16 protein-coding genes and 1 pseudogene are annotated in these 12,277 nt (G+C 70.6%); 9 read left to right on the top strand and 8 right to left on the bottom strand.

Going from position 1 to position 12,277, the window contains the following annotated elements:
* Positions 1 to 481 precede the first annotated feature (481 nt).
* Positions 482 to 1,735: a GH25 family lysozyme gene (locus ACFC0G_RS24595; RefSeq protein ID WP_376406696.1), complete on the top strand. Its 1,254-nt coding sequence runs from the start codon at positions 482 to 484 to the stop codon at positions 1,733 to 1,735.
* 119 nt (positions 1,736 to 1,854) lie between these two features.
* On the opposite strand, the gene ACFC0G_RS24590 is transcribed toward ACFC0G_RS24595, so the two are convergent.
* From ACFC0G_RS24590 to ACFC0G_RS24575, 4 genes are all read right to left on the bottom strand, one after another.
* Positions 1,855 to 2,181: a hypothetical protein gene (locus ACFC0G_RS24590; protein ID WP_376406694.1), complete on the bottom strand. Its 327-nt coding sequence runs from the start codon at positions 2,179 to 2,181 to the stop codon at positions 1,855 to 1,857.
* 850 nt (positions 2,182 to 3,031) lie between these two features.
* Positions 3,032 to 3,241, bottom strand: coding sequence for a hypothetical protein (locus tag ACFC0G_RS24585; RefSeq protein ID WP_376406692.1), 210 nt, complete (start codon positions 3,239 to 3,241; stop codon positions 3,032 to 3,034).
* 114 nt (positions 3,242 to 3,355) lie between these two features.
* Positions 3,356 to 3,796 (bottom strand): VOC family protein, encoded by a 441-nt coding sequence (locus tag ACFC0G_RS24580; RefSeq protein WP_376406690.1) that lies wholly within the window; start codon positions 3,794 to 3,796, stop codon positions 3,356 to 3,358.
* 322 nt (positions 3,797 to 4,118) lie between these two features.
* Positions 4,119 to 4,376: a WhiB family transcriptional regulator gene (locus ACFC0G_RS24575; RefSeq protein ID WP_376406788.1), complete on the bottom strand. Its 258-nt coding sequence runs from the start codon at positions 4,374 to 4,376 to the stop codon at positions 4,119 to 4,121.
* A gap of 179 nt (positions 4,377 to 4,555) precedes the next feature.
* On the opposite strand from ACFC0G_RS24575, the gene ACFC0G_RS24570 reads away from it, so the two are divergent.
* A complete protein-coding gene (locus tag ACFC0G_RS24570) occupies positions 4,556 to 5,386 on the top strand; it encodes a DUF1206 domain-containing protein (protein WP_376406688.1) in 831 nt (276 codons plus the stop codon).
* A 374-nt stretch (positions 5,387 to 5,760) separates the two neighbouring features.
* Here the strand turns inward: ACFC0G_RS24570 and ACFC0G_RS24565 are convergent.
* From ACFC0G_RS24565 to ACFC0G_RS24555, 3 genes and pseudogenes are all read right to left on the bottom strand, one after another.
* A pseudogene (locus ACFC0G_RS24565) lies at positions 5,761 to 6,210 on the bottom strand (SpoIIE family protein phosphatase); the annotation flags it as partial.
* Positions 6,211 to 6,869: 659 nt separating this feature from the next.
* On the bottom strand, positions 6,870 to 7,016 hold the full coding sequence (locus tag ACFC0G_RS24560) for a hypothetical protein (RefSeq protein ID WP_266975921.1): 147 nt from the start codon (positions 7,014 to 7,016) through the stop codon (positions 6,870 to 6,872).
* 49 nt (positions 7,017 to 7,065) lie between these two features.
* Positions 7,066 to 7,422 carry a PRC-barrel domain containing protein gene (locus ACFC0G_RS24555; RefSeq protein WP_376406685.1) on the bottom strand — a complete coding sequence of 119 codons (357 nt, stop codon included), beginning with the start codon at positions 7,420 to 7,422 and terminating at the stop codon, positions 7,066 to 7,068.
* A 162-nt stretch (positions 7,423 to 7,584) separates the two neighbouring features.
* Here ACFC0G_RS24555 and ACFC0G_RS24550 point away from each other — a divergent pair, with 162 nt between their 5' ends.
* From ACFC0G_RS24550 to ACFC0G_RS24525, 6 genes are all read left to right on the top strand, one after another.
* Complete coding sequence (locus tag ACFC0G_RS24550; protein WP_266975923.1) at positions 7,585 to 7,806, top strand: DUF6458 family protein; 222 nt, start codon at positions 7,585 to 7,587, stop codon at positions 7,804 to 7,806.
* Between the two features lie 89 nt (positions 7,807 to 7,895).
* Positions 7,896 to 8,270: a PRC-barrel domain containing protein gene (locus ACFC0G_RS24545; protein WP_376406683.1), complete on the top strand. Its 375-nt coding sequence runs from the start codon at positions 7,896 to 7,898 to the stop codon at positions 8,268 to 8,270.
* A gap of 106 nt (positions 8,271 to 8,376) precedes the next feature.
* A complete protein-coding gene (locus tag ACFC0G_RS24540; RefSeq protein WP_376406681.1) occupies positions 8,377 to 8,730 on the top strand; it encodes a hypothetical protein in 354 nt (117 codons plus the stop codon).
* Between the two features lie 89 nt (positions 8,731 to 8,819).
* A complete protein-coding gene (locus ACFC0G_RS24535; RefSeq protein WP_376406786.1) occupies positions 8,820 to 8,981 on the top strand; it encodes a hydrophobic protein in 162 nt (53 codons plus the stop codon).
* 578 nt (positions 8,982 to 9,559) lie between these two features.
* On the top strand, positions 9,560 to 10,045 hold the full coding sequence (locus tag ACFC0G_RS24530) for an ATP-binding protein (protein WP_376406679.1): 486 nt from the start codon (positions 9,560 to 9,562) through the stop codon (positions 10,043 to 10,045).
* Positions 10,046 to 10,282: 237 nt separating this feature from the next.
* The gene (locus ACFC0G_RS24525; RefSeq protein ID WP_376406677.1) at positions 10,283 to 10,708 is read left to right on the top strand and encodes an SsgA family sporulation/cell division regulator; all 426 of its coding nucleotides are present in this window, start codon (positions 10,283 to 10,285) and stop codon (positions 10,706 to 10,708) included.
* A gap of 49 nt (positions 10,709 to 10,757) precedes the next feature.
* On the opposite strand, the gene ACFC0G_RS24520 is transcribed toward ACFC0G_RS24525, so the two are convergent.
* Positions 10,758 to 11,180: an ATP-binding protein gene (locus ACFC0G_RS24520; protein ID WP_376406675.1), complete on the bottom strand. Its 423-nt coding sequence runs from the start codon at positions 11,178 to 11,180 to the stop codon at positions 10,758 to 10,760.
* Between the two features lie 254 nt (positions 11,181 to 11,434).
* On the opposite strand from ACFC0G_RS24520, the gene ACFC0G_RS24515 reads away from it, so the two are divergent.
* Positions 11,435 to 12,271: an RNA polymerase sigma factor SigF gene (locus ACFC0G_RS24515; protein WP_376406784.1), complete on the top strand. Its 837-nt coding sequence runs from the start codon at positions 11,435 to 11,437 to the stop codon at positions 12,269 to 12,271.
* Positions 12,272 to 12,277 lie beyond the last annotated feature (6 nt).

The raw sequence follows: 12,277 nt of genomic DNA, 5'->3' as shown, positions 1-12,277 counted from the left end.
CGGCGCCGATCCGGGCGCCTCCGACGCCTCCTCGTGCAAGGCGAGCGCCGAGGCCAGCTCCTCCGCTGCCCGGCCGAGGACCTCGTGCATCGCGCGGATCACGTCGGTCCGGGCCAGCGTGGGACGGGTCCGGTGCAGATAGCGGGACAGCATCTCCTGGCTCGTACGGGCCCCACGCTCGGTGATCCGCCGGGCCAGCGCCTCCTGCGTGACCTTCCCCGGGTGCTGCTCCCACCAGCCCCGCAGGAGCCGGGCGAGCCGCTGCTTCGCGTCCGCCGCGGGTGCGCCGCCATCCACGCCCATTGATGCGCTCCCCCCAGAACCGGTTGCATAAGGCCAGGTCAACACCCATGCATGGCACATGACCTGTGCATGAATCAGCTGACGGCCTGAAAGTCTAGGACCCGCTCGACCAGTGGGCGCATTGTTGAGCCAACCACCCCCTCGCGATCGATCGATCGCCTCTTCCAAGGAGACATCTGTGTTCAGCCATGCCCGCACCGGCCGCGCATCGCACGCCGTCGTCGCCGCCCTGGTCACCGCGACCCTCGCCGTCGGCGGCGCACTCGCCGACGCGCAGCCGAGTGCCGCCGCCCACCCGGGTACGTATGCCGTGAAGGGAGTCGACACCAGCCATCACAACCATGACGGGACCGGGAAGGCCATCGACTGGAAGCGCGTCGCACGGAGCAATTCCTTCGCCTTCCTCAAGGCCACCCAGGGCAGCAGCTACCGGGACCCCTGGTTCGTCCGCGACCACAAGGCCGTCGCCGCGACAAGCCTGATGAGGGCGCCGTACCACTTCTTCGACCCGAAGAGCACCCGCGACGGCGCCGCGCAGGCCGACCACTTCGTCCGAACCGCCCGCGCGGCCGGTTACACGGGCAGCAGGGCCGGAGAACTGCCGCCCGTCCTCGACGTGGAGAGTGTGTGGGTCAACGGCAAGGAGGTCTGCCCGAAGGCCCTGCGCGCCGATCAGCTGAGGGCATTCCTCCAGCGTGTGAAGACGGCGTTCAAAGTGACCCCGATCGTCTATACCCGGGCCTCGTTCGTGAACGACTGCATGGGCGGCAACGGCAAGGTCTTCCAGGGCTATCCGCTGTGGCTCGCCCGGTACGGAAGTGGCGCGAAAGAGCCGCAGAACGTACCGGGTGCCGGAGCCTGGACGTTTTGGCAGTACACCGAGACCGAGCGGGTGCCCGGCATGCCTGGCCGCAACGGCGCCGTCGGTAGCGCCGACCGCAACGTCTACCAGGGCACCCTCGCCCAGCTGCGCGCCCTGGCACACCTGGGCGGCGGTGCCCCGCGGCCCCAGCCCGGTGCCTCCTGGCCGACCCTGAAGGCGGGGCAGCGTGGTGCGGACGTGACCACGGCCCAACTCCTGCTCGGCGCGAGGGGATACGCGACAGCTGCGGACGGTGTGTTCGGCGAGGGTACGCAGCAGCAGGTCAAGGCCTTCCAGCGGGCCCAGAGCCTGACCGCCGACGGCATCGTCGGGCCCGCCACCTGGGCCCGTCTCGTGGTCACCCTGAAGGCCGGGGCGAAGGGGCGGGCGGTCACCGCGCTCCAGCGTCAGCTCACCGACAACGGCCACGCGGTCACCGCTGACGGCGTATTCGGCGCTGGGACGGAGACGAAGCTGAGGACCTTCCAGAAGTCCCGAGGCCTTACAGCCGATGGAATCGCCGGCATCGCCACCTGGACGGCGCTGGTGGGCGGCGGCTCAGGCCGCTGACCAGTAGCGCCGGGCCTCGCAGGCCCGGCCCCCGTCTTCCGGATGTCTCCGCTCCCACGGTCTGACCCGGAAGGGGCGATCACACCGCTCTCGCCCGACGCCGTCGTGGGAGTGACGCGTCAGCCGCGTGGCGACAGAGCCCATTTCTGGGCGAGCGTCCCGTTGCGGTCCCAGATGACGATCGGGTTGGTGAGCCCCGTACCGCCCTGGTAGTCGTCGAGGCACTTGCTGCCTTGGGCCCCGGAAACGACAGGGCCGGAGCGGCCGGACCACGGGTCCGTCGGGTTGGCGTGGACCGTGACGTCGCTGATCTTCCCGGTGTACGGAGAGTGGTCCGCGCCCGCCACTCGACAGCGGCCGAGGACCAGGTCGCCCTGTGCGTCGCGTCGTTGCCCGGAGCGGCCGCGGATCCGGCCGAGGGGTGGTGTCGGGGTCGGTGTTGCCACCGATGATCCGCAGGTTGCCGGCGGCGTCCGGCAGCAGGACGTCGCTCGTCCGGTCCCCGTTGGTGTCGCCGAAGACGGGCAGAAGGCCCGGCTGGGTGGGGGCGTAGGAGGTGTAGACGGCCGGCTGACTGTAGTTGCCCGCGTTGTTCTGGGCCTGTACGCAGAGCATGTTGGTGCCCCACGCGCCGGGGACGGCCTCGTAGAGGGCCTTGCCGTTGGAGTCGGCGAGTTTCGTACCGGGGTCCCCGCACTTCCAGCCGACGACCGGGGTCGGGGCTGGTGCTGATCCGGAAGCAGGTGAGTCCGGAGACGTTCGGGCCGCCCGTCGAGGGTGACGGATCGGTGCCGCTGAGCGTGAAGGCGGGGGCGGGGTTCACCCGTGCCGACAGCGCCGCCGCCGGCACGTGGACCAGTTCCGGCACCGTGACGGTCCTCGCCGTCGAGGCCGTGGCCTCCGGAGCGGGCGGCTCGTACAGCGCCACGCCCTCAACCCCTCCTCCGCCTGGAGCGCGAGCGGCAACGCGGGAGGATTCTCCTACTCCTACCCGATCGACCTGCCTCCCGCCCTCGGTGGCGGATCGCCGCCGTCACCCTGGGGTACGACTCCTCCGGCGTCGACGGCCGCAACTCCGCGCAGAACCCGCAGGCTTCCTGGGTCGGCGAGGGATGGGGCTACGACCCCGGTTTCATCGAGCGCTCGTACAAGGGCTGCGACAAGGCGGGCATCGCCCGGTCCCGTGACCGCTGCTGGGGCGGCGAGAACGCCGTCATCAGTCTCGCCGGCCACTCCGGTGCGCTGGTTCGCGACGGACACCACAGATCACCACCGAGACCGGCGGCCGGATCAGCGTCAACTGCAGGGCACACCACCCGCGCCCGCGGACACTCCGACCGGCGCATTGTCACGCTGCGCAGCGGCGGGCACATCCAGGAACGGGCGGACGAGTTCTTCGGCCCGCTGGCCCACCGCCTCGACGCGGCGATGTCGCACTACCCGCCCCAGCTCCTGGAACAGTTCGAAGCGTTCATGGTCGACCGGAACACCACCGTGGGCAGCCACCTGACGGAACGTGACCCGGTACGCACCCCTGACGGCCGTGCTTCGCGGCGGACCCCGCCCCAGACTCTTCAGTCAACGGCCTCATACGACCTGCGGTCCCCCGGCGACGCCTTCTCAGCTCAGCTGTTCGGCCAGTCCGACGATGATGCCCTCCGGGCCGCGGACGTAGCAGAGCAGATAGCTGTCCTCGAACCGCGCGATCTCGCCCACGAGTGTGGCGCCGTGAGGGCGCAGGCGGGCGACGGTGTCCTCGATGTCGTTGACGGCGAACATGACGCGGTGCGTGCCCAGAACGTTGTGCGGCCGGTGGCGCGGCCCGTCGCCGGTCGCCGCGGGGCTGCGGTACTTCGCCAGTTCGAGCCTGCTGTGGCCGTCGGGGGTCCGGACCATCGCGATGTCGCAGTGGACGCCTTCGAGTCCGGTGCACTGGTCGGCGAAGAGGCCCTTGACCTCCCCCCTGCCCTCCAGCTCCATACCGAGTTCCACGAAGAACGCGATGGCGGCATCCATGTCGTCGACGACGATGCCGACGTTGTCCATCCGCTGAATCGCCATCCTGGTCTCTCCTTCTTCCTCGTGCGACCGGTGGTGGCCGCTGATGCCCCGGGGACGGAGCCGGTGGCACGTTCTCGACATCCGTCCGTCCGCAGCCGCAGGCCGGTGGTCATTCGTCGAGGGGAGACAGGTCGATGCGCCACACGTTCACCATCGGCCAAAGGCTGCGGCCCGGCCACCGGATGCCCTGCCGAGACCGAGAACCCGCATCGCGTAGGACCCAGGTTTCGCGGCTCGGAACCGGCCGCGACGCCACTGGACGGCATTCGTACCGTCCGGAGGAACCCGCGGGTCGCACGAGCCCTCTGTTCGGGCGGGATCCTCACCGCGCCTTGACCGCGCGGTGGCGCAGCCGCCGCTTCAGGGCGCGGCGTTCGTTGTCGTCGAGACCGCCCCACACGCCTGTCACCTGGCGGGAGTCGTCCATGGCCCAGTTGAGACAGGCCTCCTGAACGGGGCAGCCTCGGCAGATTTCCTTGGCCTCCTCGGCCTGGACCAGAGCAGGGGCGCCGGTCCCCACCGGGAAGAAGAGGTCGGGGTCGATGTCCTGGCAGGCAGCGGATGCGCGCCAGCCGTCCATGTCATTCCTGCTGTCTGTGGGTGTCATGCCATTCGGCTGACCGATCGGCGGCAGTTGAAACGCTGTCAGCCCCGCGAGTAGGCCCCTTCCCCGGCGCGACGACGTGTGGCGGGTCGGCCAGGTTCGGATCGGGGAGACGGGGGCACCCGAAGGTTCCAACCCGAGGGGAGTGACCGGTCATGACCACAGGAGAGTCGTCCACGAAAGTGGCGAGAGGAGCGGACCGCGGTGGGGTCGTACGGGCAGGTGCGAGGGCGGGCTTCGTGGCGCGAGGGGTGCTCTACCTTCTCGTCGGAGCCCTGGCCGTACGCATCGGCCTGACGGGCACGAGCGAGCAGGCCGACCGGGGCGGGGCCCTCGCGGAGGTGGTCTCGACGCCGTTCGGGTTCGTCCTGCTCTGGGCCCTCGGTGTCGGCCTCGCCGGCATGGCGTTGTGGCGGCTTTCGGAGGCGGTCTTCGGGGCCGCCGGGCCGAAGGGCGACCGCCCCGGCAAGCGCGCTCTGTCCGGCTGCCGGTCTGCGTTCTACGCGGTCTCAACCTTCCTCGTCCTGTCCTTCGCGGCGGGGGACCGGGGGAGCGGGGCGGGTTCGACCGACAGGCAGAGCCGTGACCTCACGAGCCGTCTGCTGTCACTGCCCGGCGGCCCGTGGTGGGTGGGGGCGGTGGCCATCGGCATCCTGGGCGCGGGGCTGTGGATCGCCGGCCGGGCTGTGCTGCGGAAGTACCGGAAGCATCTGGAACGGCATCGGATGTCCAAGCTGCAGCGCCGCTTCATGGACGTGACGGGCACAGCGGGCGGCGTCGCGCGCGGGCTCGTGTTCGCCGCCGTCGGCTTCTTCGGTCTGAAGGCGTCGAGTCAGTCCGATCCGGGCGAGGCGAAGGGCATGGACGACGCGATCCGCTCGTTCGCAGAGGCCCCGGCAGGCCCGTGGCTTCTGGTCGCCGTGGCCGTCGGTCTCGCGCTCTTCGGGGCGTTCTCCTTCGGCCAGTCCACGTGGCGCGAGGTCTGATCCGCCGTCCCCTGCACGGGCAGGCGCTCCGGCGGCGGGAGGCGGAGCGCAGCGGATCGCCGCGACCGGGCAGCCGCCGGATGCCGAGCGCAGCCGAGAGCGAGGAGAGGAACACGAGGGCGTTGACCCGGCACGGGCAGCGCGACGTGCGGGTGGATACCGTGCCCGATCCGGTGATCGTCGATCCGACCCTTGTGGCGTTGTGGCGTTGTGGCATGTGGCATGTGGCATGTGGCATGTGGCGTTGGGGCATGTGGCTCAGCGACAGCGAACGGCTTCTCATCCGTCCATCGGACGGCCGACATTCCCGGAGGCGTTCGTTGCCGAGCCGGTCTGTCCGGGAGTGATGCGGCCGCGCCATCCGCCGGTTTCCCGCCCCCGAGTGGCGGATGGGGGGTGCGGTCGAGTGCGCCGGTCACGACGCGGCGGTCGCGGATCGGCAGCGGGGGAGCGTGACCGCAGTTGATCCAGTCCAGCCGGCCGGTGGTGGTGTCGAGTTTCGCGATGACGCAGGTCAGCAGTCGCCCCGGGATCCAGCGGTCCGAGGTGCGGTCGATCTCCACCGCGATGTCGTCGAGGCGGCCGCCGGCTCGCCGGGCGGATCGGCAGGCAGCCGGCGCCGCGGCGCTGCAGCCGCCGGACGCGAGGTCGTGGCCCATGGCGTCCGGAAGCGTCAGGTGCAGCACTGGTCCGGCCAGGCTGTGGTCGTACGCGTCCCCGCCCACCTCGTACGCGGGTTCGAGGACGGCGCTGGAGGTCACCGCCGCGGTGCCGATGGTGCGCGGCGGCAGGAACGCCCACAGCAGCTCGGCCTGCAGGCTCATCGTCCGGCGCATGGTCTCGGCCAACAGGTCGCTGTACGGCTGCTTCGCCGCCAGGATCATGGCGATCAGGTCGGCGAGGGCCTCGCACCGGCGCAGCAGGGACCCGTCGAGTTCCGGCGCGGTCACGCGCAGCACCCCCACGCGGCCGATGCCGTCCACGACCGGGATCCATTCCGTCCGTCCGGGGCCGTCGGTGTCCAGTCGGCTCAGTTGCACGGTCTCGGTACGGGTAGGCGCGTCCGGCGAGCGAGTTGTCGACGGGCGGCGTCTCCAGGTCCGCGGTCCCGCCGTCGGCGACGAACCTGCGCGCCTGCTCGGGAGCCGGGAGCGCGACCAGATCGCGCTGCTGGAGGTCGGCCAGGTACGCGCGGGCACCGGACAGCCCAGCCGCCGACCGGCGTCCTGCACGAGTTCGGGGATCGCACGGGGCGCGAGGCGATGGGGCGAGGCCGGCACGTTGGCCAGGACCGAGCCCGGAGTGTCGTTCTCCACCGGCACCAGCCCGCCTTTCGCCGCTGGTCACCGGAGCCGGCCCCGGCGGCCTTCTCGTCATGCGCCGGAACAGCTGACCGGGGCGGGCGCCGCGCGCGGCGACGCCCCGCGCCGTACGTCGCGCGGGGCGTCGTTCCACCGGCCCTGTCGGGCCGGGTGAGGGGCCGTCAGCGGTGGCCCCGCAGCTTGGTGAGGAGGCGCTGGACCTGGGTGCGCCTGCGGGGGTCGGCGGCGGCCCGTCGGACGGACGCCGCCGCGCTACGGCCCTGAGGGCTGTGGGCGAATCGCTTGATACGGGTCAGCAGTGCGCTCATGGGATTCTCCTCGGATCGTAAGGGCGGGGACGTTCCTGCGGGGGATCGCCTATCGGAAGAACGCCAGGTAGTAGTCGACGAGCCCCATCCGGTGCGGCTCGTCGTCGCGGTCGCGGTCGGGGCCGGGTTCGAAGGGAGGGGCCTCCTCGACCTGCTGCTTGGAACAGCCGATGTGGAGGCTCTCCGTGGCCGGGTCGACCGCGGTCACGACCCCCGCCGGAACGATGACGCGTCTGCCGGGGATCCAGGGAGCCGTGTCCACCACGACATGGGCGCGGCCGGCCGAGGGCTCGTGCGTGTCGACCGTGCCTGCGAACCCGTCCGTGGCCTCGACCCTGTACCCGGTCAGGTCGAGACGTGCTGCAGGGGCCGCGGTCTCCCTGTAGGTCCAGATGTCGTACGCCATGGCTGCCTTCCTTCCGTCGAGGGCGAGTGCCACCGGGCTTCGTGCTCTGTCACTCCGTGTTGCCCGTCGCCGCCGTCCCACACCACCCGGATCCGAGAGGCGCATGAACCCCGGGGGGCCGGGTACGCGGACGCTGTCCAACCCGTATGGGAGGGAGCAATCATGGGTCTGGGACTGTTCATCATCATGATCGCCGTCGGCGCCATCCTCACCTTCGCGTCCGACTGGGAGCTCGAAGCGGTCGACCTCGATCTGGTCGGTCTGATCCTCATGGCGGTCGGCTTCCTGGGAACCGCCGTGTACACGAGTGTTCTTCGCCGCCGCCGGATGGTGGTTCCGCCCGTGGCGCCCACGGCCACCGACGACCGGCGTGACCTGCTCTGAGACGGCCCGCGCGTTCGATGCCGTGACAGGCACGACGTACAGCGACAGACGTACAGCGACAGACGTACAGCGACAGAGGAGTGACAGTGATGACCGATCGCATCTGGTCCTACAGCACGGAGTCCGGCCACCTGGCGGGCATCGACCTCATCGGGTGGCGAGTCGAGGCGGCCGACGGACACATCGGCAAGGTGGACAAGCACTCCGACGAGGTGGACGACGCCTATCTGGTCGTCGACACGGGCGTCTGGATCTTCGGCAAGGAGGCGCTGATCCCGGCGAGCGCGGTGACCCGCGTGGATCTGGAGGACTACACGATCCACCTCGCCCTGACCAAGGAACAGGTGAAGGGCGCACCCGAGTTCGTCTCCGACAAGCACCTCGCGGACCGTCAGTACCGCGAGGAGATCACCCGCCACTACCGCACCGGCGGACCCTTCTCGGGCGGCCCCGGCGTCCTCTGACAAGACGTGTCCCGGGTTCGCCTCGGGCCACACGGCGTCGGCACGAGGAGCAGGTCCGGTACGACCCATCAGGTTTGCCCCAGGCATATCCGGTGAGACGGGCCTCATGAGTGCTTCGGAGAAGAGCGGACAGAACCCGATCCCCTGGACCAGGCTGTATGACGTGCCGGGCTATCCCGACATCACGGAGCCGTACGACCCCGACACGGCGGACATCCACGCGGACATGGGGGAGCTGTCCGCCCTTCCCGACCCGTTCCCCGATGAGACCCGTACGGCCGCGCAGGCGGCCCGCGGTGCCGGGAACACGCTGTGGACCGCCGTCCGCGCGCACAAGGCGATGACGGCGGGTGCCGCCGCGGGCGCGGCGGCCGCGCTCACCCTCGCGTACGCGCTGGGCCGGCGGGCGCGGCGACGCGGCCTCGGGCCGGTGGCCCTGCTCCTCGAACGCCACTTCTGAAGGGGCGAGGCTCCCCCTTCCCGGCGGCGCGTACACCTCGTACCAGTCCGTCCGGCTCCTTCACCACCGTCTTCAGGAGGTAGATGCGCATGGTTCCCCTGCTTCTTGTTCTCCTGCTCGTCCTGCTGCTCTTCGGCCTCGGCTTCGCGGTCAAGGTGCTCTGGTGGATCGCGGTCCTCGTTCTCGTCCTGTGGTTGCTGGGCTTCGTGGCCCGGCCCAAGGGCGGCACGGGCCGCTGGTACCGCTGGTAGGCGGCCCCGGTCGTCCACCGGCGGTGTGGACCCGACCCCCTGGCATGAACGAGCCCGGCACTCCCCGTTCGGAGCGTGCCGGGCTCGCCCGCGTGCTTGGGCGGCCGGCGCCGATTCGTCCTCGGGTCTCCGGACCGCCAACTGCCCCTCGGCATGGTCGAGGACACCGCCTGCGCCACCCAGCGCCTGCGCCTCCTGCCCGGCGACCGGCTGGTCTTCGTCGCCTGCGTCACGGGCGAGCCCCGACCGCGAGGGAGTACGAGGCACCGGACGCCCCCGTCGCGCGGGTGCTCGCCCGGACCTGCCACCTGAGCGGCGCGGACGCTCCCGGAGCCGTCGTGCGGGCTCTACGCGATACACCCCGTGGCGCACCGGACGCCGTCCTCGTGCTCTGTCTCGACTGCCGCGGCCACGGGGCAGGGTCACCGGACGCGAGCCGGGACGGGGAAACGGCTCCGCCCCCTCCCTGACACGTCACCGATGTGTGATCCCGTTGAGCGGTGTGGAAACCATGAAGACGGGAAAGGCGGGGTACGAGGTGCCCGGCGCACCCACCGGACGAGGGGAGTACCAGCGCGATGACGGACGCGATGACCGCGGAGCCTGCGGCACGGGACCCCTTGCTGTTCGCGAGTGTCGTCTACGACGACGCCTCCGGCGGCGGCGCGATCGCCTCCGCCCGCGCCTTCACGGCCGACTTCCTCGCGGCGGCCCCGTCCGTGCGGCGTGAACCGGTGGCCGACGAGCGCGTCGAGCTGGCGCAGTTGGTGGTCAGCGAGCTCGTGACGAACGCGCTCCGGCACACGGCCGGCCCCTGCCGCCTGTCCCTGGAGCTGCGTCACGACACCCTGGAGATCTCGGTGTTCGACCGCACGGCCGCCGCCCCCGTACCCCGCGGGCACGATCCCCGCCGGATCGGACAGCACGGTGTCGAGATCGTCGTCGCCGTCTGCGAGAGCCTGAGCGTGGAGCCGCACCCGGAGGGGAAGCGGGTCCGGGCGTGCCTCTCCCTCCTGCCGGAGTACGCCGACGCGGCTGCCCCGGCGGACCGGCGACCGCACTGACCTACCCCGAGCGGCGGCACAGCGGACGGGCCACGGCTCCCCGACCTCTGACGCCCTCTGCTCCCCCTGTCCTTGACGGGCCGTGCTCCCGCGACCTCCGGCGGCCCGTTCCCGCGACCTTCACGAAACCGCGACGCCATCGGCACATCCGTCTCGCGTGCATGAGGTGTAGGAGGGATGGGACGGGTCAGGCGGACACCGCACCCGCTCGCCACGTCCCGTCAACCGGAGGACCTCATGCCCCAGCACCCCGTCGCACCCCTTCCCTCGCCGCGCGTCCTCACGCAGCCCATGGCCATGGAGCTGCTGACCCCGGACGCGGTGGTCCCGATAGCGACCACCGTCAGTTACACCTCCCGCGACCCCCACGCGCTCAGCATCGTCTTCCACCTCCTGGAAGATGATCCCGTCCTGTGGCGGGTCGACCGTGAGATGGTCCTCAGCGGATCGCTGACCCCCACCGGCGCGGGGGAAGTCCACCTGTGGCCCGTTCCCGACGGCCGGCTTCTCCTGCGGCTCGGTCCGGCCGGGCACTGCGCCACGGTCAGGTGCGACCAGGACGGCCTCGCCCGCCTCGTACGCGACACCTTCACGCTGGTGCCGCAGGGCACGGAGGAGAGCCACATCGACTGGCAGCCTCTGCTCGCCTGTCTCAGGCGCTGAGGTGAGGCGTGCGGGCCGTGGCCGCACGTGGAGGCGGGAAGCGGGTGCCTCATTCCGTTCGATCGGGCGAGGGCGGCCCGAAGCAGGCGGTGACGTCCTTGCCGCGCGGGCAGGAGCGGATCCGCACGTCGTCGGCGAGGGCGCCGATCAGGAGCAGGCCGCGCCCGCCCAGGGCGTCGTCGTCGGGGTGGCGTGGCTCGGGAACACGGGACGACGCGTCGTGCGCGGTCACGTGCAGGCACTCCTCGTCCCACGTGAGGATGAGCTGCGCGTCGCTGTGGGCATGGACGTGGGCGTTGGTGACCAGCTCGGAGACGGCGAGCACCACGGAGTCCACCAAGTCCGGTGCGGTACGGTCCCAGCCGAGCGTCGCCAGATGGTCACGCGTCCAGTCGCGTGCTGTCTTCACGCTGCTGCCGACGGGCAGCGATCGAGCCCACCCGACGGCTCTCAGTGAGGGGTCCTGTGTCATCTCTCTCCTTCGAACGACCGGGTGCTGCACCTTCCTTGTGTCTTCCTTCTGCCCAGCGACCTGCGCAGGAAGCGGGCCTCCGGCCCTCCAGGGCCCCGACAGGCATCGCGGGGAAGCCTTCTGAGTGCCCCTCGGGAAGCTTTCGGCACATTCGTTCGTGTGGACTTCACCGCTCCGGGTAGGCGAGTCGACACGGGGCCACGATTTCCGGCTCGGGACTCACGTGAAAGGGGAATGGCGTGACGCTCACCACGATGTCGGCCAAGGGAACTGAGGCCGGAACGGGAACGCTGCCGGTGATCCCGGACGCGTTGGCGGTCGCGCCGAAGGACGCGCGGGCTCTGTCGAAGGTCTTCTTCCGGGAGCTCGCGGTGCTGGAGGAGGGAACGCACGAGTACCAGTACGCGCGCAACACCCTCATCGAGATGAACATGAGTCTGGTCCGTTACGCGGCCGGGCGGTTCCGTCATCGTGGCGACGAGATGGAGGACATCGTCCAGGTCGGCATGATCGGACTGATCAAGGCGATCGACCGTTTCGAGATCTCGCGGGAGGTCGAGTTCACCACGTTCGCCGTGCCCTACATCGTCGGGGAGATCAAGAGGTTCTTCCGGGACACCTCCTGGTCGGTGCACGTACCCCGCCGCCTGCAGGAGGCCCGGGTGGAACTGGCCAAGGCGACCGAGGAGCTGAGCACGCGTCTGGGCCGGACACCGACGGTCAAGGAACTCGCCGAGCTGATGAGCCTCACGGAGGAGGAGGTCACCGAGGCCCGGCTTGCCTCCAACGGCTACAACTCCTCGTCGCTCGACGCCGCGCTGAGCGGCGAGAGCGAGGAGAGCGAGGCCTCCCTGGCCGACTTCATCGGCAGCGAGGACCCCGCCATGGAGCTGGTGGAGGACTTCCATGCCCTGGCCCCGCTGATCGCCGACCTCGACGAGCGCGACCGGCAGATCCTCCATCTGCGGTTCGTCGAAGAACTCACCCAGTCCCAGATCGGGGAACACCTGGGCTGCTCCCAGATGCATGTCTCCCGCCTGCTCTCGCGCACCGTGAAGCGCTTGCGTCAGGGCCTGCTCGAAACCGGCTGATACGGC

This window comes from Streptomyces sp. NPDC056169, assembly GCF_042268445.1.
In the GTDB taxonomy this organism is placed as follows: Bacteria; Actinomycetota; Actinomycetes; order Streptomycetales; family Streptomycetaceae; genus Streptomyces.
Note: the sequence above shows the minus strand (reverse complement) of the source record. Positions and strands in the feature narration are given on the sequence as shown.